Raw genomic sequence first — 24,859 nt, forward strand, 5'->3', positions numbered from 1 at the left:
GGTCGCAGTATCCACAAGCTATGGGGAGAGGTCCAAGATGGGGCGAATCATCATATTATGCGGTGATTTTACTGAAGATTATGAACTGGCAGTTCCATTCCATTGCCTGAAGATGCTAGGACATGAAGTGAAAACCACTAGCCCTGGCAAAGTTGACGGCCAATACATCACTACATGCATCCACGACTTCAACGATCGCTATCAAGCGGTTACAGAGTGGGAGGGGCACCGATTTATCGTTGATAGAGCATTAAATGGGGTAGATGCGAATGACTACGATGCTATCATACTTCCCGGAGGCCGCGCCTGCGAAACCTTGAGAAACGATCCACTCGTCAAATCACTAGTAATAGCTTTTGCAGAATCCCAGAAAGTCGTAGCGACAATCTGTCGAGGACTCCAGATTCTACTCGCCACGGGCCTAATGAAAGACCTACCAGTAACTGGTCACCCTGTATGCCAGGCTGAGGCAAGCTTAGCAGGGGCACACTGGAAAAAGTTGAGTTTTGATGAGACGCTTGTTAACAAGAATTTCGTGATGGGCACAGAATGGCCAGGGTTATACGCATGGCTTCGTGATATTCGGACAGCTCTAAAGAGTGAGTCTCCCAGCTAACAACTAGGTAAACCCATTTTAAGTATCTTTGTTAATGCTAGAGAAAGCCTCTTATCTTATCTCTTGCTGACTGGCCATCGCTGCCCGATGAAAAGATCGAGCTACTCTCGAGCTTTTGTAGAAATCAACTTATCCAACACGGACCCTGTAACAGCGTGTGTGGCTCGACCCATTGATTCCAGCTGAAATGTAATTACTATTCCGAGCCTGATCGAAGGCACTCTAAGCCACAACATGTTGAGCCAGCCCCCAGCAGGGCACCTCAAATTACGGTAGCTTCGAGTTAGAAACCTGTAGCCTCATATAGTCAAGTTTCGGCTACAGGTGAGGAAAAATTGCCTTTTTGGTCACACAAAAAAATTAATTAATCTATTACCAATGAAGGAATAAAATGAAGTACTTCCTAGATGCGCTAAGTAAATATGCAGACTTCTCTGGACGCGCCCGTCGCACTGAATTTTGGATGTTTACCCTGGTTTATTTTGTACTTTCCATCGGTATAAGCATACTAGATGCTGCGCTTGGTGCCGGGTTCCTTGCAATCTTATTTGCCCTTGCAATGCTAGTCCCAACTATCAGCATCACTGCACGCCGCCTACATGACACTGGTAGAAGTGGTTGGTGGCAGCTTTTGAGTCTGATACCTCTTATTGGCGGAATAGTTCTAATTATTTTTCTAGTACTTGATAGTACAGAGGAGAATAAATGGGGCATCAGCCCAAAATTTGCATAATTGATATGTAGGCAAGTTAAATTATTGATGTGGCCTAGACTCAAATAGGCCGCATCATTCCCCTCGCCCACTCCAGGCCTAGCTTTTGCAAAAATTATTAAATTCCTCAAAATTATATAATTTTGTATATCCTCGATATAGAGCTATGCAAGCCAGAGTCCCTCTTGAGCATTTTGAAATGCCTTGAACTAATAAATTAACCTGTTGGGCAGGGTGGACTACAACTCAACAGCGACTCTTTATAATACCCATCTATTTTCCAACCCCACCCCTGCCGTCTCCCACTGAGCATTTAACAGGAACCCAAACCACCCCTAATCAATGTAACCACTTATTGCAAGAATAACACTGCCAAACCGAAGTTAAGACAACTCTGATCTCTTTAGCCCTGCATTATGTATGGGCTCTTTAAGGCCCTCATGAAGAAACTCGTAACTAGCCTTAGGCCGCTTATCCACGTCGCTGTAAATTAGAGCAATCCTGTTTTTACATGCAATATGTCTTTCAAGCGAACAAGTGCAATAAAGCCTCGTTAATCTGGTTAAAGATATCGGGGTCATGCTAACCTCTGACTCCTATAGGTAATTGAAAAACCCTACATTTCATGGGGTTTGGCTTTGAGAAAGGGGGTATTAGCCGATGGCAAAGAGCGTTTTGGATAGGTTCAAGATTCGCAAGGGAAAGGTTTTTGAGGCACCGCTGGAAGAAGCATTTGGCCGCCTGGTTACTCCATTTGAAGAGTTTATCCATCGCCAAAGCAGCAGTGGAATTTTGCTAATGCTATCAGCACTGGCAGCGCTTATTATCGCTAACTCCCCCCTTCAAGATGCCTATAAGCACCTACTGCATATGCCTATCAGCTTAGGTACAGGTGATTGGGAGCTTTCTCTGTCTTTGCACCACTGGATCAATGACGGCCTGATGGCCATCTTCTTTTTTCTAGTGGGGCTGGAGCTTAAACGTGAATTTCTTGTAGGAGAGCTCTCCGACCTGCGTCAAGCTGTATTACCTGTAATGGCAGCTATCGGCGGCATGCTAGTACCTGCTTTAGTTTATACCTCTTTTAATATTGGCGGAGAGGCAGGGCGTGGATGGGGTATCCCCATGGCTACTGATATCGCTTTCGCAGTAGGATGCATTGCGTTACTAGGGAACAGGGTTCCCCGTGCAGTGGTCACTTTCCTGGTTGCCCTAGCTATTGTTGATGACCTCGGCGCAATCCTCGTGATCGCCATCTGGTATACCGAGCAGGTGAACGTTATAGCTCTAATCGCATCTGGAAGCCTAATTGTAATAATGGGGCTTCTTAACGCTGCCGGCGTACGTCGATCATCAGCCTACGTATTCCTTGGGATACTATTATGGTATGGACTTTACTTAGCAGGCGTTCATGCCACGCTTGCGGGCGTCATTACCGCTATGGCATTACCTGCCAAGCCAAAATATGATCCTGTTGCTTTTAGCACATTTGTAAAGGATATTATCCGCAGCTTTGACCGCTGCTTCCGCCCAGGTGATAAGATTATTGCCAACGATGCACTACGCGCGCGCGTTATGGCCCTGGGTAATGGCGTGAGCCTCGCCCAATCCCCCCTGCAGCGTATGGAAACCCGTTTACATATCCCTGTTGGCTTTCTTGTAATCCCAATATTCGCCCTCGCCAATGCTGGCATCCCATTCGATAGCTTTAGTAGCTCAGCGGCAGTTTTTAACCCAGTTACTCTTGGAGTTATAGGAGGCTTGGTCTTTGGCAAGCTCGTGGGTATTGTGGGCGCAACCTGGATTGGCTGGAAGTTAGGATGGGGGAGATTACCCAAGGCAGCTAATTTTCAACATATAATCGGTGTGGCATTGCTCGCAGGTATCGGCTTTACCATGTCAATCTTTATCGCCGAGCTTGCGTTTAGCTCTCAGTATGAGCTACTAATTCAGGCCAAAGCTGGCATTCTACTAGCCTCTGTAATAGCTGGAACCGCTGGCTTCCTGGTATTACGCAATGCTCCTGCAACCACTACCATTGATGATGAAGAGGCTCAAGGCGACGACTTCGATTATCCAACTCAATCTTTATCCCAGTAAACATTAGCTTTAGCGCAACCTAGAAAACTGAATCAAGCACTTCTTTGGCCGAGTAAATTCTTGTTACTCGGCCTTTCAATTCTACGTTCTGTAATAATTAACCATGACAACAAGCGCACGCTGAAGTTAATGATCGAGATCACCACCTAGCAAGGTTTAACCATAAAACCAGCATCGCTACTTGCATAGTAGCATTCAGATTTTGCAAACTTGCCCAAAACCTTTCTACGTAAGGCCAAGCTAAACCAATAGATTAAACCCCGACAAAGCTATACGCACAGTATTTCTCTAGTTCCAGGAAGTTAAATTCTGACTAAAGTTACATCACAATGCGCATGATTCACTATACCATTTGCCGTAGATCCAATAATAGAACTCAACCCCTTCTTGGAATGAGTACCCAGCACGATTAAATCTACCTTCCTCTTCACAGATTCCTTACATATGACTTCGTAAGGTTTTCCTACCTTAAGAGCCCTGTTCTTTTTGGAAATACCAAAATCGGATACGATATCTTCAAATTTCGGCAGAGCACTCTCCTTTAACTCCTTCTGATAATCCCTCGGCAAGAAGCCATAAGGCAACACATTTAGAACAAACAATTTACTTTCAAATTTCTTCGAAAGCTCTACCGCTTTTGAAAGAACAAGCCTGCCTTCATGTGATGCCTCTATAGCACATAGAATGCTCTTATACATCTTTTAATCTCCTATGGTATATTAATGCTCTTTATGGAAAAAACACCTAAACAAAACCACAAAATCAAAATTACCAGTACATTAACCAGTCAAAATTTGACCGCCCCTCCCTCTATAACCCCCTTGGAAATCATGTAGAATTTATCATCATTAGATCAAAATCACGAGTTAATTAGCCAAAAACAATAAAACGACTTCAGCAATAAAATCATCGCTGCTTGGACATTCACCTCGAAACTAAAACCCCTATGAAACTTTTACTATCCTGAACCAAGAATATCATGTAGGCTTAAAACAGTATAAGCTTGTTAAAATTAGAGCAATAACAAAAAGTTACTCCCTGCTAAAAAACTGAGTTTTTAGCAATATAGAGAAGGGTAAGTTGGATGAAGCAATTACAATTAGAGCTTACAGTATTACTATTGAACACAAAAGCCAAGCAGAGAAGTATTTATCGTCAAGATAACTTGTGCCTAGCCTAGGAGTTTTCCACTCTTAACTAGGCCCTCTATTCACAAATATGAAATCAGATAAGCCATGACCACTGACTTCATAAAGCCTGATATAGATAAGACCCGATTAAGATGCCGCACATCATCAAGGTTATATCGAGAGGCATAGTATATAGACTTGCGACCTTAAAGAAAGTAAATTTAAACCTAAAGGCAGCTTATAGCTTTAGGCATCTCGGCGTAATTAATGAGCCGCAAACCGCGAGAAAATATACCTCCTAGAACGGGAGCCAACAGCACCAAAATACTAATAAAACCACCTACCATTGCGTATCTATATTGCAAAGTGTACTCTCACCCATACAGGCTTCTATGAAGATGGCCCGCTGATTTTACAACAACCATTGGAATCTGCTTCATGGGTCAAAGTCAAAGCTGCCAGTGATGTTAGAGATAGACCTCAGAAGGGAAGTGGCATAAAACCCATATCTATACAAAGAAATACAATCAACAGCTGATATGTTTATCATGCCTAAATCGAAAATATCCAGGGAAAGTAAATATTTTAGATTAATCTTCGCTCTTCCTGCCTTCCGGTTTCGAAAACATCGAAACACTCATTTCTATAAAATTCAAGCTTTTTGCCGCCACCTGCTCTTACCTAAATCAAAACACTAAGATTTGCGAGCAATTTTTAACCAAGATCCCTCACAGCTTTTATCCCCTCACCTGCCATCTCAGTATCAACCCCAAACCCAAACATCTCGACAGGCTCTCTGTGTCGTCAATCTAACAGTCGTTCGCTAAAAAATTAATCTCAATAATTATGAATTTGATTTAGAATTCGCAAAACTGCCGTCGTTTCAAACACCCATGCCAGCTCTTTTGCAAAAGCGAGGGAGTTGGTGAGATGGAAATTATATAATCTTAAAGCTGGTCGAGCTCACTTACCCCCCCCAGATCCTGCCACATTCAGATCAAAATCATTGACATTTTAAACATTCTTAATTTCGTTTTACCATTAAAAATTAAACGTTACATCATCTTTCTGTAAGCATAATTCGCTCACCCCAAAAAAATTCAGAGCCCCTAAATTTGGAAAAAACTCAGGGTCCACCCCCGATATCATCAATTATCCAAACCAGATGAATAATACAAAAATATATTTAGATAGCTTCCACAAGAGTAAGCATGGCCAGTTAGCATGCCAATTTGGAAGATAGACTTAGAAATATACAAAAAATCAGATTAAGTGCATACCGCCACAGATGGCTCAAGATCAAAAAAGGAACCACCCAATTCACCTTATTGATCAATTATCTTGGCTTAAGATGAATATAGTAAAGTCGAAGTAAAATCTACGTTTGATTACAGCTATGTGCAGTTGTTCCACCCTCTGCATATCTGTTTCTCATATAATTGTCTGATTATTCGCACCTATTCACAACTCTGCATCGGAGTCTCAGGTAACCAAGCTAGAATCTAGCAGACCGGCACAGGCTTTTAATTAATGGAAATATTTCGAACTAATAGCTACTTTCACTTGTCCCAGTCACAAATAGCTTTTAAGTTTACATATAAATCTCAACTATAAAGATTGAAAGTTGGTAGAAAGTATGCTATCCATTTGTTGGCAGCTATAGAATTTTATCAACAGGAAGTATCATTCGATGAAAAATAGTAATATATTTTTACTGATTATAATTACTGCGATGGCTTCTAATTTTGCTACTGCTAATAAGCCCTCCCCATCGGAGGCTTTGGCTGCTCGACCTTTACATTCAAACAGCCTCTATAACAGTAAGCTGCCTAACAATGCCCTACCACTATCCTCTATAATTACCATCTTAGAGCAGCATAATTATACACCAATAGACATAGAGTTATTGGATGACCAGTGGGTCATTAAAGCCTATAAAAACTACCAAAGATTTGAGCTGAAGGTAAACCTTTTTTCTGGAGTTATTCTCTACGAGAGAATTAGCAGCCATTAGGTTACACTCAAAAAAAGATGGGAAGTTATAAATATTCACCCTCCTAAGTAAATTCAGAGCACGCCTCCTCAAAAAAACAATATTTAGCTTATGATAACTGGGAATTTACAGCTGATTTTCAAGCACTTTTTTGCACAAAGCACTCTATCATCAATGTGTTACACTCTGCATTTGGTGAGACTTCTATTTTTTAGCAAATAAATAAACTGTATATATAAACACCGCTTAGCTCAAAATTCAATCATTCATACCCCATCTTCCAATAGCTGGAAGCTCAAGGTTGATTAATAAGATACTCTTAGGGGCATCCCGGAATAGACAAACAACTCTGTGTATTTATCAACCAAAAATAAAATGACGCTCATATAGGGCTGATTGATACCTTTAAGCCCCCCCTTTAATCAGTCGTCTGCATATTAAGTCACAAAGATTACTATGGCGAAGCCGGTAAGGGTCTCCCACTAACCATGAATATCATTTCTTTAAAATCAAAAGAAACCTACGTAAAACCCCTTTCGCTAGATGGCTTTCACAAGCTTGTTCACGTTATACTTCTGCCGTCCATATTCAGGGGTTTATGTGTGTCTAATTATAAATCGAGGGTAAATAGAGGTATGATGAAACTAGTTGGTAGCTCAATCGGAGCTTTGTCTTTTCTATTAGGCTCAAGCAATATACTAGCGTATGGAGATGGCGATGACCCTCTCTGCAAATATGGCTGCCTTATGTCGACTAGTGCAGAAGTTACTGAAATACGAACATACACTCACCAGGCTGAACTAGTCGTCGCCGTTGACACGGGGTTTGAAGAGTGTCCAGAAGGTGGGTTCGTTGCTAAAGACTCCATTAACCGTATGGAATTAACATCGTTACTTTTGAGTGCCTTTCATTCTAAAACTCCAGTAAAGCTTCAGGTCTATAAAAGTAATGAATGGTATGCTTCGGAAGGAAAAACACATTGTATGATTAGAGCTGTTAGGCTGTACCAGAAATAGTATTAGATGGCAGCTGTAGCTGCCCGCGATCCTAGGGTCGCTATATTTACAAGTAGATATATCTATCTTTCAGTTATCTATGTCAGCATAAAAAATCATCATCGAGAGATAATTTAAAGTATTTATAACGTTAAAAAAAGAAATTTTTTATTATTTCAATAATGACAACCCTTTCAGCTCTCTTTACACAATCATATGCATATTTAGAATGTGGCTACATCGATGTAAAAGGTATCACAGTGCAAGCAACTCGCGATAATGGTAGTGCTTTTGTAAATATATTACGTACACACGTAAATTATCAGGGAGATTGTAGCGGGGTTATGTATACCTACCTTAAAAATTCAAAAGCTTCTTACCCAAGGGTTTTATCTACAATATTATCTGCACAAGCTTCAGGAAAAAAGTAAGTGTAAATGTTAAAGAATCAAGGGATATATCTTCAAATGCACATGAAATTGAATGGATTAACAATTGGGAATGATGAAATTACCATTGGGCTAATTGGTATCATAAGCTGCGCATAGCAGACAGTTAAAATCAAGCAGCCCCAGATTAGGTCAGGGCTACTTTTCTGCTTAACAGCGCGGCACACGTGTAATCTCAAATTGTATACATTTAGGAATCTGAACATGTTAAAAAAATTATTTTTTAGTTTTATGATTAGCGGGATATCCATGAGTTCTTTATCAGCTTCTCAGGATGTTGAAATAACAGGTATAGGCATAAGTGAATCTACGAAAACTGTCTATATAGGCGTTTATCCAAGCATTTCTGATACCCCATGCAGTGGAAGCTCACAAGTAAGAATTTCTCTTGCCAGCAGCTTCACTGCTAAAGAAGTGTATTCAGCTGCATTAACTGCTTTTGCCAGCTCAAAAACAGTCAATATAGGATACGATGATTCAAGCTCAGCAGAGTGCCTGTTCAACAACCCAATAATACAGACGCTCTACATTAAAAAATAGCCCCGCAAAATATTTGAAAATACATTATCAAAACTAACAAATGGAGAAACACTGATGAGAAAGATTATTTTATTTAGCCTTTTCCTATCAATGGAAACCTTAGCAAATGGCTGGAGCGGAATTCGGGATATTGAAATGATACAGCAAAGGGAATGCTCATCGGAGAATAAAGGCTTCGAGATTACGTTCAAAACTGATCACAAAAATCCTGACAGCTGCTCCAACCCTCGAATTGTTAATTTATCTTGCACACAACCAGGTTATGAAACAATGGTTTCCATGGCGTTAACAGCAGTGGCCACAGGAAAAGGAATTGATACCTGGGTTGCCGGTTGCGACTCAGAGGGACATGCAAGAGTAGCTTCAATGACATTACGGCCATAGATTAACTAGGACAATTTTTGGTTATTGACTTCATTAGCTACCTCTCACGGTCAACCAAAATAAACAGGAGCAAATATGAAAATATCTATAATATTACCTTCAATTATTATAATGTTCACATCAGCACTGGCACATTCAGGGGCTTCGACAGAAGGGGGAATTGAACGCCTCTATTCCCAAGAAGAAGGTAATGTTGTACTCTGTTTAGAAGAAGGGTTTAACGATGCCGCGAAAAGTAAGCGCCTTACTTTCAATGGTTTTACAGGTACATCCACTTCCGCTGACCCCATCTTAAAACCTACTTTACTGTCAGCTAGTATAGCAAAGAGAAAAGTTACTTTTAGAAGGCAGCCAAGACTTCTGGATAAAAAATTAAAGCCACCTACATAACCGAATAGCAAAACAAACCTCGACAGCAGAGACTCTTTGAGCCAGAGCGACTTGTATTGAGATCCAGTCGTCTCTGCCTAGAGTTAAATACTTATGAATATGGCCTACACATAGCACTAATGCCACCATCTTCGGCAAACTCTCAACTTAAGAGTAAAGATAGGTCACACGAGAGGCTTCCGAATTTTTAGTGTTTTCTTGGGACTATCAGTTCCTAGGAAGCTAAGTGTGCTAAACATTTTACTTACGATAAAAAACTGACTATCAACAACTGTAATTAATCAGACCCAGTGCCATTTAACCGTCACGAAATAACAACAAGCTACAGTATTCAAGCGCCGAGCTATATTCTGCAGTGTGCTTTTCCACCCCCTTTGGATCCCCACAATGAATTCCAACGATATAAACCGAAAGGAACTCTAATCCATCTAAATGGTTATTATGAAGCCAAATAAACTAACAGTATTTGTAGCTTTGCTATTTACCTTTTTTTGAATCCGCAGGGGATATCACTTATGGGACTATAGGTGCGTCAAAGGTTTACAGCTTTGATGGTCAAAAAAATTACGGAAATATTTTTTCTAAAACCGCAGCCAAATCTGAGCCATCGTGCAACAAAGTTGCAGTTATTACGAACAGTCTCCATTCTGACGAAATAGACAGACTTATAATTATTACTTTAATTGATTACATGTCAAGAAAAAGAAGGACAGCCTCTCAAACATAAGAAAGCTCACAGTGATCTTGCCCCGATAAAACGGACACACTACTTTTCATGCTGCTATTCGCTCATATTCTATTGGTGATTGATAGCCTAGAGCTGAATGCAGCCGCTTACGGTTGTAAAAATCATTAATATATCGAGCCAGAGCATACTTTAAATGGCTCATTGTCTGGAAGCTAGTTTCTCTAATCAGTTCAGCTTTTAAGCTATGGAAGAACGACTCCATATGAGCATTATCCGCACATTTACCCGCTCTACTCAAGCTATGCTGGATTCCATATCTTCTCAACTCTTTTTGATACTCGGACCTTCTGTACTCTACACTTCTGTCCGTGTGTAATATTAATTCCGGTTGTGATCCTCTTTTCCTTACAGCATTCATCAGGGTTTTTCGGGTTAATTCTGTTGTTCTCTTCGTGTCCAAACTCCAACCGATTACTCGGCGAGAATACAAATCCATCACCACTGACAAGTACTGCCATTGACCCTTAACCTTAAGGTAAGTTATGTCAGCAACCCAACCTTGATTCTTGCTTTTAGGTACAGCTCCTTCCGGTCTAAGATTCTCCCCAGAGGCTCGGAAACGCTTTATGCCTGGTGCCCTACGTGCCACTCTCGTAACTCTGGCTACGACTCCTAATTCCTGCATCAGACGGGCTACGCGCTTACGGCTAACTTCATAGCCCTTGGTCAGCATCTTGCTGATGTTCCTCCGCAAGAAACCGTTGCCACTTTTTTAGTAAATCAAGCTCCTGCTTTAATTTACGATTCTCCGCCTCTAAACGCTTTACCCTAGAGAGTTCCTTTTCTGTTCTAGAGACTACATCGGTTAGCTTTCTTCGTTTATCTGCCACAATCTTCCCTTCCTGAAACTCTTTTCGCCATCGTGACAGCATGAAAGGTTGAATGTCGAGAGTTTCAGCCACCTCCTAAACTTGAATGCCCTCTATCAAGCTAAGCATTACCGCTTTCACTTTGAATTCGTTTGAATACTGCAAAGTCTTTCTAGGTTTGTTGTATTTTGGCATAAGACACCTCGTCTGTTTGACTTTGGTGTCCGTTAAAATGAGGCAAGATCAAAGTCGGATTTAGTAACTTGTTAGGCATGTGTACTGGAGAAGGACGCCTTTGACACCTCAAGTAATTCCTTCCAAAGCCCTCTCTCTAGCTCCAGCTTTTCTATTTCTTTTACGATAATGAAAAATAATATCTCTCTATCACATGCTCTGCTTCAACCACGCCTGCTTCGTCAGAGAACAACTCTTCCAGCTGTTCAAATAATTCTTCTCCGAGATACGATTCGATCCCTTTATAGACAGATAAAACAAATACACCGCTTCTCTCCGTTTCAACCACATTGAAATGTAAGTTGTGCTTGGTAGGAGGAAAACCATCCTCTTCACGCAGTACTTTATCAGCAACTTCCGGAGTGATGTCTGCCATAACATCTTTTCTTTCCAAAAGATACTACTGATTAAGGTCTAACATCAATAGAACATGTTGCGTATGTTTTGCAGCTTTATTGTTCTTTCACCTTAAAATTCGCCAAGCTTACGAAATCACAATTTATGCTCTTGTTGATTTACTTATTGCGAGAAAGCTATTGCTTTGTCCACAAAGCAGTTATTTACAGCTTTGGACTCATTAACTCTATCAATAAGCCAACACTCTTCGTAGATTGAACAATAGCAGAGCTCTATATCTATAAGTTTATCGACCTCTAAAAATTTATCCAAATCTGATCCTGTATATGATAAGGGCTTAATTATATTTTGAGGTGAAAGTATTCTAGTACTGATATGGGATTGAGTGATATCAGGCAAATTTGGAATATCTTTCCATAACTTGATGGGCTTAGACTTGTATTCAATTACCCCATACTTAATTAAAGCGGGACCATTTCCACTATTTGTTACACTAACTCAAAACGTGTACCGTTAAAATTACGATAAATTTCCAACCTTGGCCACACAGAAGCTCGAGCATAAGCACGATCTACATAAGCGGAATACATGCTAACTATAGCTGTAACGAAACTAATCAACAAGGCTGAGAAAGCAACTAACATCTCAGGTTTTTTGTACCACTTCACGTTATCCATGCATTAATATTCCTTAACTTTAGCTCTATCTGCTACATAGCCAATTAAACGCCGCAAGCAGGCGCATGAAAACCAGAGCGAAGTGAAGGTTTTCATGCGCCTCTGACTGGCTTTGTTAGCATTTTTCTATAAGGCTGTAGGATATATATCCAGACCGTTTTCCACTTTTGTATTTTTCCTGCCTTCCGAGGCTTTTAATACAGTTCACATTAATTTTCAGCTCCTCGGCAATATATTGAGCAAGCGTAAAATAATTCTTCGGATTTTGGCAATCCAACTTTCTAGGGTTACAGAAAAATTCAGTAGGGATTATATTTTTACTGTTTTCACTACAGATTCTGAAAGAGGGTTGCTCCTCACACAGCGACCCTGCATGAGCGTTAAATATATTTTCACTAGGTAGAGACATCACAAGATTTCCCTCTCCCAAACATAGGCTCGACACTAGAAAGCCTGTAACTAATAAGATGCTCCTCATTTTCTACTCCGAAATGCTAACGCCCCGCAGCATGGGCAGGGGGTGCAAAGCACCGGGGGTCCAGCACATGCAATGTACGATCGTGCCTGTGTTTGTTATGTGATGGTTTTGCCATAGTAGTTACCAGTTAAGATAATAATGATTTCTCTGATATCCGCTTTAATACAAAATTGATTGTTGCTCATCCAATGTATGCTAATAACGCCATGAATCAAATCATCATCTAAGTTTTCGATTTCTTCAGAATATTTTACTATATCGGGAAAAGTAACAACTCTGACATCGATCATGCCTTCTGGATTGTTTACTGCCATTAATACAGCTTCTCTCCGAATCGAGTCATAGTAAATCCTGCTCAAAGATGGATATGTTCCATTCATTAACTCAGATGTGATATCCATCCCATCTCTCAAGGTCATATAACGCCCTGCGCAGGAACTGACAAATAAGCGCAGCATTTTGGCTGCTCCAGCGACCGATTGCATTCAGCTTTCCGAGCACAAAACTCTCAAAGATTTACAATGCCCAGCGCACAGGCGAACAAAGCGCAACATAGTGACTTTTACGGGCGATTGTGTCACTGCTTGTTATGTGCTTGCTTCATGCTGCCCCCTTAGCCGCTTAAAAGTGTATAAAGCATAGATAACCGGCGGCCCGATAGAGATAACTACAAAAAGGTAGTTTTCCCACCAGGGCGGTGGTGGGCCACATTCATCTGTAACACACTGCCCGATGCCTACGTACAAAGTGGACAAGATTAAGACCACAAGAAACCATGCCAAGCAAAAAGCGATTACTTTCAATAGTCTGGTAAGCACAGCTTTCATAATCTCTCCGCTTACTTTTACACATAACAGTTTATAAATGAGCCATCGGCTCAAGTCGCCCAGTTCGACCTTCCGCTCTTGGGCGCATTTTACCCATAATTAAATCAATAAGTTAGGGGGATCTCTCTGTGGATGTCAGCCATGGCTCCATAGTTTGGGCCTTCGTACTGGCGATACGGCCATTCCACCACTGAATACGACGGCCGGAAGGGAAAGCTGGGACACAAGGGCGCCCCAGCCTACCAGCGGTTTAAAGCTTAGTCAGCAATTTTTGTGAAATGCAGGCTGTCTTTCACTCGAACCCCGGTATTTGGGTCAGTTACATACCAAGTCAGCTCATAATCTCCAGCCTCAAACCAAGCAGGTATGTTTAAATAATTTCGAGTGTAGTCCTTTGCCTCAGAATAGTTCAGCACGACATCCCGTGATTTATGAATGGGATAATTATCCCCGCCAGGAAATTTGAGCACACTCCATTGCTCAAGTGTCACCAACGATTGTGAAGAGTCTAAATTACGAATACTTGCATCATAATTGACTCTTCCTCCATAGGAAGGAACTGAAAATCCGGCAGGTTCATCAAGCACAATCGCCAACTGAGTGGCAGAGACATCACCCTCTATAACCAGCTCAAAATCCCAGAACTCCACATAACCACCGGACACATTGAACGTAAATTTACCTTCTCCATCATGGAAATTTTTTGTCAAAATGCTAGTTTCACCCTCACAGAAACTAATGTTTACCATCTGCTTGACAGGATTGGGGTTTTCCGGAGTTGGAGCATCGATAAAATAAAGGAGTGGCTGCGCATACGCTTGAGAGATAGGCATATTGAAAGGTCCTGCTGGTTCACTTTCTACCCTGTAAAATGCTGCGCTTGCATCTCCATCTTTAACTTCCGTGTTGATACAAATTTTTTCAATGCTATCGAATTGATAACCAACATCTAAATTAACCTCGTATTCAATTCCATCTTCCATTTTAAACGGAAACGGCTTACCTAGGTCTATTTTTGTACTAATCGTTTCTGCCTGAACTAATGTCGATGCGCAGATTAAAGTGAAGCCAGCGATGGAATTTTTCAATACAGTTCTTTGTAGAGAACTGTTCTTATTTAGTTTTTTCAAAATTACAATCCATTACATACATTATGAGGTACGACAATATTTCGGACAGTTTTTTAGGACCAAATGCTGATAAATCAAGATCCGTTCCTTGACAACCTATATTTTCCGTATGTCTTGGTAGGTCCAATCTGCGAAAAATACCGTTATAGGTTTACTGGACTAATACTGCCGGAAGCATTGTATTTCACTCTTTCATACCCATCCAAAATTTTTTCCTCCTTAACCGTACCAGATAAAACAAAAACTAAAGACAACATTACTAATTAATCGATTATTCCATTAAATATTATCTAACGCGGATAACAATTGTGTAACCACCTCGGCTAATTCGCTAACCGTATCCCCAGTAAAACGATACTTTTAATCACCCTCTCCGATAGCCATAGCTGCAATAGAACTATGCACAGCCAGACTTCGACAATGCAGTCAAATACCCGGCCTGCTACATGATCGGCAACATATACCGGCTGGCCTGCATCGGCCTTCAGAGTTTTGGTAGCTACATAAATGCTGAACATCAGATCACCGGCACCATCGGTCTGTACATTGTTTTGATCATCAATAGCGGCAATGGTGCATTTAAGCACTGCATTCGCTCGAGCATCGCTATTGACGAGCTAGATGGACAGAGTTACCGTTTCGCGCACAATAGTGCCGGCACTGTGGCCGTCGCCGATGGTGTAGGCGAATTACCAAGCCTGAAGATTTTGTGCGGTTATTGGGGAAAAGCTGGACATTATCTATTCCTTTGCTTAATCAGATTTATGCACGCCGTGAAGTGAGCTAGCTGCCCTGAACAGCCAACCCAGGTTTTTCCAGACCCGGAACCTGCGAAGTAAGTACTGTATTTATGCGGCTGGTTTAAAAAATGACCTTGCGGAACATTAAGAGCCGCTCTCACTTCCCTCAAGCGTTCTTGCATCCTTGACCTCGAATACGAATTTTGTCGGTGACATGTCGGCACCGTCACCGGCTTGGTCAGGGTTTTGTTGCCACTTTTCTCTTTGCCGGTTATGAAGCCAGGCTAAGCAAGCAGTTGTATCTGGTGGATAATGCTCAGTATATTCCTGAACAGTGGGGTTGCCGTTGTGCTGCATTATCTTTACAGCCTCATGGCTATAGCCACAGGCCCTTCGAAAGAGACTTTCCGTCACGTTAGTATCTGCCAAATTTTTCCCCTTTTTATGGACTTAGAAAATTCGGAATGCTTATTCTTCCAATTGTTGATTGTTTGCTCTGTTACCTCGAAAAATTCGCCTAACTCTTTGTCAGTCAGATCCAGCTTGCAGAGCTTCTCAGCCTGCTCAGCGAATTTCTCCCTATAACTGGTTCGCCTTGCTACTAATCCCCCTCTCTCAATCAAACACTCCAACTTGCTATCAATGCGCTGGAGTCGGGTTCTGATTTCATCTTTGAATTCAGCTATATATTTTTGCTCCAGGGCGAGCATGGCTGGTTCATGTTCTATTGCCTGAGGATTTGCAGTTATACCTTTCTCAACATCAGAGCCCCATATGAATAAACCAGCCACCAATAAGATAATTCTGGTTATTTGGGTAATCGATATGTTTTTACTAAGGTGTCAATGTTCTGCTGCTTGGGTCATAGGCTTTACCAGGTAGAATTAATTTTTAACAAAATCTGATCGATATAAGGCTTGTTTTGGGATCAAAGGGGGCCTCAATTGCAGACCTTTAGATATTGAAATTTCCGGCAGCTCTCGTTCTAAAACAAATGGCCAAACTCTAAAAATTTATGTCCAATTCATAAAATCAACTAAGCAATATCCAAGTACATTCCTCATGTTAGAGCTAGGTTTGGGAAATAAGAGAGAAAGCCTACTCTTGCCACTCAGTTTTGCTTTACATAGGAGAATTACTATGCCATTCAGCGAGCCATGGAGAAGATACTGTTCCGGAGACTTTTTTTATGGGTTTTCGGGAAGTAGAGCGAGACTAATTCAGCAGCTAACGCAAAGAACTATGCAGGATTTTGCCAGTAACAACACGGTCGCATGGCTTGACCAATTACTAACCGGTACTGCTGTACACGATTGTCATTACTTAAATGAAGACTTTAATAATTTCTGTCGTAGTAAAGAGAAATATAAATGTGTTGTATCAGATGATTCCAGTATAGAGCCACCCCAAACAGGGGAGGAATCTGTAGACAACAAAAGGTTCAGAAGAAAGAGCAAAGCTGGAATCGAATTCTTAGTAAAACACCATCACTTCATACATTTTGCAATTGACTATGATATGGATTGGAATGCCGTAATTACCAAACCCGGACAAGGAGAAGGTATGGTAGAAGCAAAATTTCCATTTGAAAGAAAAACAATGTATCAGTATGACTTCGGTGAAGGTTTAAAAAACCGTGTTATTACATATGCAGAAATAAGATTTATCTTTAGAAACAGGAATGACGCAGATTTCATGAAACGAATACAGTTTTGGTATCGAGATACCGCTAACCCTGATAGCGCGTTCAGTCCTGAAGCCCCTCCTTGGGAAAGATACCCTGATATCTGGCAAAACTATAAACCAAAAAGTGAAGCTTGATTAACTGACAACCCTTAAAAATCACTATTTATAGTTTGTCCTTCTGAGTACCATGCGTTTTGTTATATGAACGCATGGCACCAATCCCGAGCATGGCCGTAATCATTGAGAACAGCGCACCAGTTTCTAGCACTGGCGGTCGAGTCACCCCAGTACGTATTGAGCCCTTAGCGCTGTAGATAGCCCTGCCCCAACAGAGCAATGGGTATAAAATAAACTGATAAGCGAGAGCCAAGCTCCAACCCAGCCAATCCAGGGATGCCAGCCAGCGACAAATACGCTTTTGTGCTGGACTCCAGCTTTGTTGACCTCCAGCTGCCCGAGAAGCAATTGAACCTGAGCATTTAGCTCTGCCAAGCTGCCCTTCAGCTTGAGTTCCTCCAGCTTCCACACTTCCTCAGTACGTTTAACCGGGTCAGGCCATATACGCTCAATAGCCATTTTGCCGGTTTCAAGAATTGCCGTTAATGGGGCTAAAGCCATCAGTAGCTCCAGACAGTTAGTCCGGGTAGCTCGTCAGTTATTGCCTCATGGTCATCCAGATGAAGAAATCGCCTTTTAAACTGTCCCTTTTGCTTTACTCCTATACCGTTGAAGCCTTCCTCTTGGGAGGTTTGAATCAACCGGTAAGCTCGACCCAAGGCCACTTGAACATCAACAGCCTGCCCAGTGATATGGGTCATGGTGGCGTTTAACCGAGCGTTATGTGCTGGGCAGCGATAACCGGAATTGATAATCATTGGCTTACCAAAACGCTTCCTGACTCTAATCAGGCGCTTTAGCGTTTCATCTTTAAAATGATTTTTCCACAACAACGACAAGCTGATTCCGACTCTGTGATGTAGCCGTTTTGGAACATGGGGCCTTAGGAGTTTTCAGACACAAAAAAGCCCGCATTGAGCGGGCCTTGAGATTATAGGGATGTTTAACTAGCCAAAGATTATTGCGGCCCTCCAAGCGCTGAGTAGGCGTTCGCTACAATCTTGCCATATTTTTCTCCGAGAGCCATACCAGTAAAAGTTTCCGCCACAAATTCAAGAGCATTCGTGGTCGCATATTGGCTTACATCAAAAGATGCATTTATCCATCCACAAGAGTTATAAGCTTGAGCTGTCGACTCTCTCTTCAAGTCCCAAAAAATTTCAGGATGAAAATGTTCATGCAATGCATGTCCCATTTCATGTATCACAACCGTTTTTATCATCGCAGATTCTTTAGGGTTTTTGAAAAGCTGTCGAGAAGTAACATCATACATATAGTCCGCAATACCACGAGCGCGCCCTACTCCAGCGGTAACTCCACCTTTAACTGAAACAATTGGAGATTTTTTGCTTGGCTTAGCTGCTGACATATGATTCTTGATTCTTGATCCTAGAAAAATAGTGATATTTTCACCGTTCATGAAGGCAATATTTTTTACCATTTTATGATCACTAAGATATATTATGATCTTCTTATTAAGACCTTTATGAAAATCAAATGAAGAAAGTATCTTAAAGGCATCACTGATAGCTGATATATACTGCCCCCTTGACCCTGAAATGCTTCCTGTTTTTATAGTTACAGAAAAACCATGAAGGTTTTTAATTTCTGAAAGAACAGACACTCCCCCCTCATACACAAAGTGTCTCTGCTTTACAATTTCAGTAAGCTCATATTCTCGCCCACTTCTAACATCAGACAATCCTGCCATATTCACCACTTTCTATTTTTATTATCTAAATATACATCTCGGCAACACACATATTCAGTGTTTATACCGTGACCCACCATTCATTAACTATACATTTAAATTGGCAACACCCAGATTGCCATTTGGTGACACGTCGACCGTGAAAAGTGCTTACTTAGTTCCCAGCTCAGAAAGCACTGATGCCGGGGTGGGCCTGAAGGAGGCTCTACTGAAGTGCCCTCTAGGCGCAAAGCCCCTAGAGTCAATCTTAATAGAGTGAATGACTAAGATATTCCAGTTTAAATTTAGTCCACTTTCGCTACTATTTAGCTATAGAGAACAAGTTCAGACATAGAAACTAAGACATCATTTTTTTCAGATGGATTTGATGCCTTACTCCCCCCCTCAACTATCAGCTCCTGGCCCTCTATCCAAGATTTTGCATGCCAGCTGCCCATCAAGTATCACTACCACAACGTTTCTTTCTACTCGTGCCAAAGATCCGTCAGCAGCACGAAAATGGCTATCGTCCATCTAACATCAGTCACCTACAGGAGTGCGTATAATTTATTCAGCGATATTTGTGGCCGATACAAGAAGCTGCTTAAAAATACTCTTCAATATTTACTGCCACTTACTACTGCATCGTAGAGCCCATATTTAAACTGCCAATTTGAACGACAATAGCTGTTTGCCCTACTCCTGTCTGTGTAGTTGAATAACTATTATTACTGCCTATTTGAGATGTTATCGCTGTACTCAAGGTAGCTCCCATTTGAGAAATTTCTGCAAAATTCACAAAACCAGTCTGATTGATAACAGCCGTACTGGCAGTGGTGTTCTGCTGTAGTACTTCTGCACCATTCATTACGCCTATCTGATTGGCCACGGCGCTACTTAAGGAGGTTAGCGACTGACCAATAATGACATCATTTCCTAAACCTATTTGACTACTCAAGGCACTAGCCCCAAATCCCCCCCCTTGAAAAATCGAACTAAAATTATCTGACCCTATTTGATTGCTAAAAGTACTGCCTGCACTAGCTTCAAGTTGTTGAGAGACGGAAATATTCACGGAGCCAAATTGATTTATTACATGACTACTTCCAACACTCAAAGTTTGTACAGTTTGAGCGGCATTCATAAGACCGACCTGATTAGTAAAGGATCTTGAATCTAGAGACTCAAATTGGCCATTAGTAGAAAAGTTTGTAGATCCTAGTTGGTTTATGAAAATAGAACCCAAAGTAGTATCAGTTTGAAGAGAAAACCCAATATTTCCTTGGCCCTGCTGGCTAATCGAACTAAGGCTTAAAAAGGTGTTATCTTGTTGAAGAGATTCTGAAATATTTAATTCCCCAACTTGTGTATGATTTACTGTACTATTGTTGGTACCTGTGGTTTGAGATATTTCCGAATCATTAGAAACACCAATCTGTGTTTGGGTAATGAGATTGTTATGAGTAGTTGGATCTGCTTGATCTGCGTTGGCAGTATTATTGGACCCAACTTGAATTAATATCGCTGTATTGTTTCCCGCAAAGGCATCTAGGCTAATTACAACAGATACGGCAGTAGCTAGAGAGATTAACTTCTTCATTAGTAATCCTTATACAACAGTTGCACACATATATACATCTTGTCGCCATCGTTGAGCACGGCAGTCATTTTCGTACAATTTTATACTACGTATCGAAATGATTGATTTAGTAGCCAGCGAACTAAATACTGTATTCATCAAACAGTAAAATCATATATTGCTATGGACACTATCAGCGCATAGAAAGAGTCTGGAAAGAGCAAAACCAACCCATACTTCAATTTATAAGGTTGGATAAATCTACCTCTGAGTTAACCAAGTAATTCTGACACCTAAATTCGTACTCAAACAAAACCATTGGGATAAGTCTTGCAGAGAACTAGGCTAGGAACCATAGGATAAAAATCTTAATTTACTAGGAAATATGTTCATAAAAATAGTGATTAAATAAGTATATTGATGGAGGCCTCATAAAAGCATAATTACAGCTGGAGGCGATATACTGCCACCAGCTTCCCTCAAGATAAAGGCGCTCTCACCATAAACTTCTGCACGTAGATGGCCTGAACGGGCTTATAGGGTGGCATCCACTTATCTGGACCCTTATCGCCCTTGCTCTGGTTTCGGCCATCGTCGACTAGCCACAGATTCTCAGGGTCTTCAGCAATATGCTCAACATCTAAGTCAGAAGCCAGGCTAAAGAACTGGCCTATGTAAGGGTTCAGGCATAGGCCAGTATCGACCCTGCAGCGCTTGTCATTGGTGAAGATAACCGGAGCGACGGAAAACCGAACTAGCAGCTCATGACGGGTGCTTTGCCAGAGTAAGACCAACGTGACAGCCACTCATGGCGGTCATAGTCTTTACTGATGTTAGCCTCTATATCAAAACTGCCAGACAAAACAATAGATAAGATGATAGGTGAAATCAGATGCATGACAACTCCTCATTGTTTTGAGGAGTCGTACATGAGGAAGCTAGAAGGAGGCCCCAGACATACTAGGGCAAAAAGCGAAGACAAGCCGGAACGGAAGAATCCGCAGTATTATTACCCCAATCGTTAATCAAATTATCGCAAAAGCTGTCAGCGAAAGGGTCTTCTAAATCAATGGGATTACCCAGAGCAACATTTTTCCTTATAGTGTTATTGGAGCTTTCAGGAAGTTGATCACTCACTAATATTCCAACAGTGCCATTATTGTTTGACGTATTCCCTCTGACAACATTATTGGAGCCTTCAATTTCAATACCTGCTGCCATATTGTGACTTGAAGTATTTTGAAAAACAAAAGCTCCACTAGTATCGACCTCAATACCATGTAAATCATTCTCCAGCGAGGTATTGTAGGTGATAGTCCCGTTTAAGCCTTCAAAATCAATACCGGCCGAGGCACTACCTACAACCTCATTTAAGGTGACCGTTACGGAGTTACCTTCGACTAATATTCCGTCACCTCCAGAGTCAATCACCGTATTTTGAATGATAGAATTGTTATCGCCATTTGAATCAATTCCATCATCCCCATCCACCTTATTTCCAAGGATCGTATTTCCCTGAATAAGGTTAAAATTACTATCAACTTGTATAGCATCGTCAACCAAATAATCGAGAATTTCAACATAAAGGATAGAGTGAAATCCTACCCCCCCTACCAGAATACCCCCTGGGCAGTTAGAAATAGTTCCACCAGTTACTGAGTGAGAACTACCCTTAATAAATATTCCAAATTTTTCATCAGTGACACTGCCAGTGCATGTAATCCCACCATCACCAATCATCCTTAAATTTCCGCCTGGACCAGCAATAGTGAGAGCATAAGGATTCGCATCAGACAGCTCACATTGAAGGTTTTCCGTAAGGATGGCAGGTGTTTTGATCACATCATAACAGCTTACAGCCAAGGACTGAGAGGATATTCCTATTGATAGGGTGCCAAGTGCGATGGGCCATAAGCTAAAGGCAGGCACTTTTAAAATCATTTTTTAATTCCTTTTGACTAAGTCAATGTTAATATCGATTACAGATTAGAAGTTAAATACCATTTCCGCTAACTCAACACCCAAATAGTCCTCGCCATGAAGATGGCGGCCGGCTTGGTTATCAAATGTTCATCGTGATAGCCACTCATGGCGGTCGTAGTCGCTACTACTGTTAGCCTCAACCTCAAGGCAACCAGATAAAATGGCGAAAAGGATGATAGGCAGAATCAGTCGCATAACACCCCCTCTATTGTTTTGAGAGGGGGTCAAGGAGGTGGAAGAAGGGGCGCTATTGGGTAATCGTGCCCATGTTGCCATTGCCAATCTGTATGACTATAGCGATTTGACCAACACCGGTTTGAGTTGTTGTATGCACATTATTGCTACCTAACTGAGTGGTGGAAGCAAGGCTAAGAGCAGCACCCATTTGGGTAATATCTGCCATATTCATTGAGCCAGCCTGATTAATATTGGCAAAGCTCAAGACGGTTCCACCTTGTTGAAGGATCTCCGCTTCATTCATTTCTCCTATCTGATTCATCAAGCCACTACTTGCTGTGACATCACCTTGGCCAACGCCAGCCGAGTTCATAGAGCCCGTTTGATTAACCAAAACACTACTTCCTGTAACCACACCTTGGCCAACGCCAACAGTGTTCATAGAGCCTGTTTGATTAACCAAAACACTAGTTCCTGTAACCACACCTTGGCCAACGCCAGCCGTGTTCATGGAGCCTGTTTGATTAACCAAAACACTAGTTCCTGTAACCACACCTTGGCCAACGCCAGCCGTGTTCATAGAGCCTGTTTGATTAACCAAAACACTACTTCCTGTGACATCACCTTGACCAACGCCAGCCCCGTTCATAGAGCCTGTTTGATTGATCAAAACACTACTTCCTGTGACATCACCTTGGCCAGCGTTAGCCACGTTCATAGAGCCTGTTTGACTGATAAAAATACTACTATGTGAAGTATCATTCTGTTGTCCAGAGGACGAAGAATTCAATTCCCCGACTTGTAAATGCGTCGTCACGCTGTTATTAGTACCAGTAGTTTGAGAGGCATCTGAATCATTAGAATCTCCAATTTGAGTCTGCACAATTAAGTTGTTGTGGACAGTCCCGTCTGATTGATCAGCAGTGGCCATATTGCCGCTGCCAACCTGAAATAGTACGGCGGTATTATTATCCGCAAAAGTATTTACGCTAAATGCTACTAACATAGCTGCGGCGATGGGGGTTAATGTCTTCATAAGTAAATCCTCTACTTTCTATCGACAAGCCCTGACTGCTCTCCGTAACAGCTTCTCACGCGAAACATCCTATGTTTATACGCAAAAGGCAACAGAGATATGACATTTAAAGCTGTGCTGTTAAAACGGCTTCTAACTGCAGGCTTAAGCTTTACCGAAAACTAATAAATCGCCATGAGATGAAATAGCCAAACTACTAGGAATAAAGTTTGAGAAACAACATTTGTTGCTTTTTAAGATAAGAGGTGCTTCTCGCTGAATCAATAAACTTGTAGGACTTGACGCCCTCCCCTCCTTCTTGCATTCAAGCGGGGGTCCAATCACCCACTCGGAATCGCCATCACCGCAATAGAGCTATGCACAGCCAGATGGTAGACAACCTCAACATTTATCGGCTGGCCTGCACCGGTTTGTAGAGTCTTGGTGGTGACATAAACGCTAGACATTAGATCACCAGCGTCATTGGTTTGTGCGTTGTTCTGTTTGTCTATTACAACAATGAAGCATTTAATAAGTGCAGCAGCCTGAGCTTCGTTATCGGTGGGCTCTGGGGTCTAGCTTATAGCCAAGTACACAGTAGTACCAACACTCTGATAAGCGTCGGTAGTACTGGCGAACTACCAGGGTGAGAGGGCTGACACAACTCATGAAAAGCTGATTATTAACAGGTGCTGTTCATATAACCGCTTTCACTTTTCCAGTCATCAATAATTTGCACATCCCTAATTACAATTTCCGCAGTGATATGATCCTTACCGTGTTGATCTGTTCTCATTCGATGCTGAAGTTTTCCTTCTAGGTCAATTAAAGAGCCCTTGCACCCATATTTAATCAGATATTCAGCTCTATTTCCGTAAGCAATGCAGCGATGGGTTTCGGTCTTCTCTTGCGTACTTCCTGATTGACGATCCGTCCAGATTTCAGTGGTAGCAACATTGAATGCTATTGCAGTATTTCTTGAAACTATACTCTCAAAGTCAACTGTCACTCTACCCATTAAAAATACTTTATTCCTTGAGCGGCGATGCGCCATAGTAGAAGCCCCTATGACTTAATTTATAAAATTAGCTCAACATACTCCTCTAGGAATATACAGCCAATCTCACATTTAATTATTTTTTTGTCTTATTGGATTTTTGGCACTTGCTAGATCTGTCGACCTCATTGACCTTTGTATCAAAAGGATACCCTCTACCTCCTGAAGTTTTTTTAGGTGGTGCCAAGGTATTTTTATGCACCTTCCTTTGTACGGGCTTTATTATAATCACTTTATATCCTTATT

The 24,859-nt window shown here is 41.5% G+C and carries 24 protein-coding genes and 1 pseudogene; 8 read left to right on the forward strand and 17 right to left on the reverse strand.

The window, feature by feature from the left end; translation table 11 throughout:
• Positions 1 to 37 precede the first annotated feature (37 nt).
• The 3 genes from ACJJI7_RS19680 to nhaA all read left to right on the forward strand — a co-directional run bounded on the left by ACJJI7_RS19680 (position 38) and on the right by nhaA (position 3,428).
• Positions 38 to 616 carry a DJ-1/PfpI family protein gene (locus ACJJI7_RS19680; RefSeq protein ID WP_282953249.1) on the forward strand — a complete coding sequence of 193 codons (579 nt, stop codon included), beginning with the start codon at positions 38 to 40 and terminating at the stop codon, positions 614 to 616.
• A 391-nt stretch (positions 617 to 1,007) separates the two neighbouring features.
• Complete coding sequence (locus tag ACJJI7_RS19685) at positions 1,008 to 1,349, forward strand: DUF805 domain-containing protein (protein ID WP_020413126.1); 342 nt, start codon at positions 1,008 to 1,010, stop codon at positions 1,347 to 1,349.
• A 639-nt stretch (positions 1,350 to 1,988) separates the two neighbouring features.
• A complete protein-coding gene (gene nhaA, locus ACJJI7_RS19690; protein WP_444901435.1) occupies positions 1,989 to 3,428 on the forward strand; it encodes a Na+/H+ antiporter NhaA in 1,440 nt (479 codons plus the stop codon).
• 302 nt (positions 3,429 to 3,730) lie between these two features.
• Here nhaA and ACJJI7_RS19695 read toward each other — a convergent pair whose 3' ends face one another.
• The gene (locus ACJJI7_RS19695; RefSeq protein ID WP_282953245.1) at positions 3,731 to 4,126 is read right to left on the reverse strand and encodes a universal stress protein; all 396 of its coding nucleotides are present in this window, start codon (positions 4,124 to 4,126) and stop codon (positions 3,731 to 3,733) included.
• A 2,122-nt stretch (positions 4,127 to 6,248) separates the two neighbouring features.
• On the opposite strand from ACJJI7_RS19695, the gene ACJJI7_RS19700 reads away from it, so the two are divergent.
• From ACJJI7_RS19700 to ACJJI7_RS19715, 4 genes are all read left to right on the forward strand, one after another.
• A complete protein-coding gene (locus ACJJI7_RS19700; protein WP_282953244.1) occupies positions 6,249 to 6,572 on the forward strand; it encodes a hypothetical protein in 324 nt (107 codons plus the stop codon).
• A gap of 1,627 nt (positions 6,573 to 8,199) precedes the next feature.
• Positions 8,200 to 8,535, forward strand: coding sequence for a hypothetical protein (locus ACJJI7_RS19705; protein ID WP_444901434.1), 336 nt, complete (start codon positions 8,200 to 8,202; stop codon positions 8,533 to 8,535).
• Positions 8,536 to 8,589: 54 nt separating this feature from the next.
• Positions 8,590 to 8,919: a hypothetical protein gene (locus ACJJI7_RS19710; RefSeq protein ID WP_444901433.1), complete on the forward strand. Its 330-nt coding sequence runs from the start codon at positions 8,590 to 8,592 to the stop codon at positions 8,917 to 8,919.
• Positions 8,920 to 8,994: 75 nt separating this feature from the next.
• Positions 8,995 to 9,309, forward strand: coding sequence for a hypothetical protein (locus ACJJI7_RS19715; protein WP_444901432.1), 315 nt, complete (start codon positions 8,995 to 8,997; stop codon positions 9,307 to 9,309).
• Between the two features lie 773 nt (positions 9,310 to 10,082).
• Here ACJJI7_RS19715 and ACJJI7_RS19720 read toward each other — a convergent pair.
• From ACJJI7_RS19720 to ACJJI7_RS19750, 7 genes and pseudogenes are all read right to left on the reverse strand, one after another.
• Positions 10,083 to 11,061: pseudogene (locus ACJJI7_RS19720) on the reverse strand (IS3 family transposase).
• Positions 11,062 to 11,221: 160 nt separating this feature from the next.
• Positions 11,222 to 11,476 (reverse strand): hypothetical protein, encoded by a 255-nt coding sequence (locus ACJJI7_RS19725; protein WP_444901431.1) that lies wholly within the window; start codon positions 11,474 to 11,476, stop codon positions 11,222 to 11,224.
• Between the two features lie 1,231 nt (positions 11,477 to 12,707).
• Positions 12,708 to 13,097, reverse strand: coding sequence for a hypothetical protein (locus ACJJI7_RS19730; RefSeq protein ID WP_444901430.1), 390 nt, complete (start codon positions 13,095 to 13,097; stop codon positions 12,708 to 12,710).
• A 599-nt stretch (positions 13,098 to 13,696) separates the two neighbouring features.
• Positions 13,697 to 14,569: an RbmA family biofilm matrix protein gene (locus tag ACJJI7_RS19735; protein ID WP_444901429.1), complete on the reverse strand. Its 873-nt coding sequence runs from the start codon at positions 14,567 to 14,569 to the stop codon at positions 13,697 to 13,699.
• 323 nt (positions 14,570 to 14,892) lie between these two features.
• Positions 14,893 to 15,156: a hypothetical protein gene (locus ACJJI7_RS19740; RefSeq protein WP_444901428.1), complete on the reverse strand. Its 264-nt coding sequence runs from the start codon at positions 15,154 to 15,156 to the stop codon at positions 14,893 to 14,895.
• A gap of 297 nt (positions 15,157 to 15,453) precedes the next feature.
• Positions 15,454 to 15,738, reverse strand: a complete 285-nt coding sequence (locus tag ACJJI7_RS19745; protein ID WP_444901427.1) for a hypothetical protein — start codon at positions 15,736 to 15,738, stop codon at positions 15,454 to 15,456.
• On the reverse strand, positions 15,720 to 16,100 hold the full coding sequence (locus ACJJI7_RS19750) for a hypothetical protein (RefSeq protein WP_444901426.1): 381 nt from the start codon (positions 16,098 to 16,100) through the stop codon (positions 15,720 to 15,722). Before ACJJI7_RS19750 ends, ACJJI7_RS19745 begins: the two co-directional genes overlap by 19 nt.
• 349 nt (positions 16,101 to 16,449) lie before the next feature.
• On the opposite strand from ACJJI7_RS19750, the gene ACJJI7_RS19755 reads away from it, so the two are divergent.
• Positions 16,450 to 17,130 carry a hypothetical protein gene (locus ACJJI7_RS19755; RefSeq protein ID WP_020411230.1) on the forward strand — a complete coding sequence of 227 codons (681 nt, stop codon included), beginning with the start codon at positions 16,450 to 16,452 and terminating at the stop codon, positions 17,128 to 17,130.
• 144 nt (positions 17,131 to 17,274) lie between these two features.
• On the opposite strand, the gene ACJJI7_RS19760 is transcribed toward ACJJI7_RS19755, so the two are convergent.
• From ACJJI7_RS19760 to ACJJI7_RS19800, 9 genes are all read right to left on the reverse strand, one after another.
• Positions 17,275 to 17,613, reverse strand: coding sequence for a 3TM-type holin (locus ACJJI7_RS19760; RefSeq protein ID WP_444901425.1), 339 nt, complete (start codon positions 17,611 to 17,613; stop codon positions 17,275 to 17,277).
• Positions 17,613 to 17,951 (reverse strand): D-Ala-D-Ala carboxypeptidase family metallohydrolase, encoded by a 339-nt coding sequence (locus ACJJI7_RS19765; protein ID WP_475717101.1) that lies wholly within the window; start codon positions 17,949 to 17,951, stop codon positions 17,613 to 17,615. The genes ACJJI7_RS19760 and ACJJI7_RS19765 overlap by 1 nt, the downstream gene beginning before the upstream one ends.
• 119 nt (positions 17,952 to 18,070) lie before the next feature.
• Positions 18,071 to 18,823 carry a hypothetical protein gene (locus ACJJI7_RS19770; RefSeq protein ID WP_444901424.1) on the reverse strand — a complete coding sequence of 251 codons (753 nt, stop codon included), beginning with the start codon at positions 18,821 to 18,823 and terminating at the stop codon, positions 18,071 to 18,073.
• 616 nt (positions 18,824 to 19,439) lie between these two features.
• Positions 19,440 to 20,402, reverse strand: coding sequence for a hypothetical protein (locus ACJJI7_RS19775; RefSeq protein ID WP_444901423.1), 963 nt, complete (start codon positions 20,400 to 20,402; stop codon positions 19,440 to 19,442).
• Between the two features lie 458 nt (positions 20,403 to 20,860).
• Positions 20,861 to 21,187, reverse strand: a complete 327-nt coding sequence (locus ACJJI7_RS19780; RefSeq protein WP_444901422.1) for a hypothetical protein — start codon at positions 21,185 to 21,187, stop codon at positions 20,861 to 20,863.
• 154 nt (positions 21,188 to 21,341) lie between these two features.
• Positions 21,342 to 22,322 carry a right-handed parallel beta-helix repeat-containing protein gene (locus tag ACJJI7_RS19785; RefSeq protein WP_444901421.1) on the reverse strand — a complete coding sequence of 327 codons (981 nt, stop codon included), beginning with the start codon at positions 22,320 to 22,322 and terminating at the stop codon, positions 21,342 to 21,344.
• Positions 22,323 to 22,611: 289 nt separating this feature from the next.
• Complete coding sequence (locus ACJJI7_RS19790) at positions 22,612 to 23,577, reverse strand: hypothetical protein (RefSeq protein WP_444901420.1); 966 nt, start codon at positions 23,575 to 23,577, stop codon at positions 22,612 to 22,614.
• A gap of 320 nt (positions 23,578 to 23,897) precedes the next feature.
• Positions 23,898 to 24,023 (reverse strand): hypothetical protein, encoded by a 126-nt coding sequence (locus ACJJI7_RS19795; protein ID WP_444901419.1) that lies wholly within the window; start codon positions 24,021 to 24,023, stop codon positions 23,898 to 23,900.
• 215 nt (positions 24,024 to 24,238) lie between these two features.
• Positions 24,239 to 24,610, reverse strand: coding sequence for a single-stranded DNA-binding protein (locus tag ACJJI7_RS19800; protein ID WP_020415191.1), 372 nt, complete (start codon positions 24,608 to 24,610; stop codon positions 24,239 to 24,241).
• Between the last annotated feature and the right edge of the window lie 249 nt (positions 24,611 to 24,859).

The sequence above is a fragment of the Microbulbifer variabilis genome, assembly GCF_056232115.1.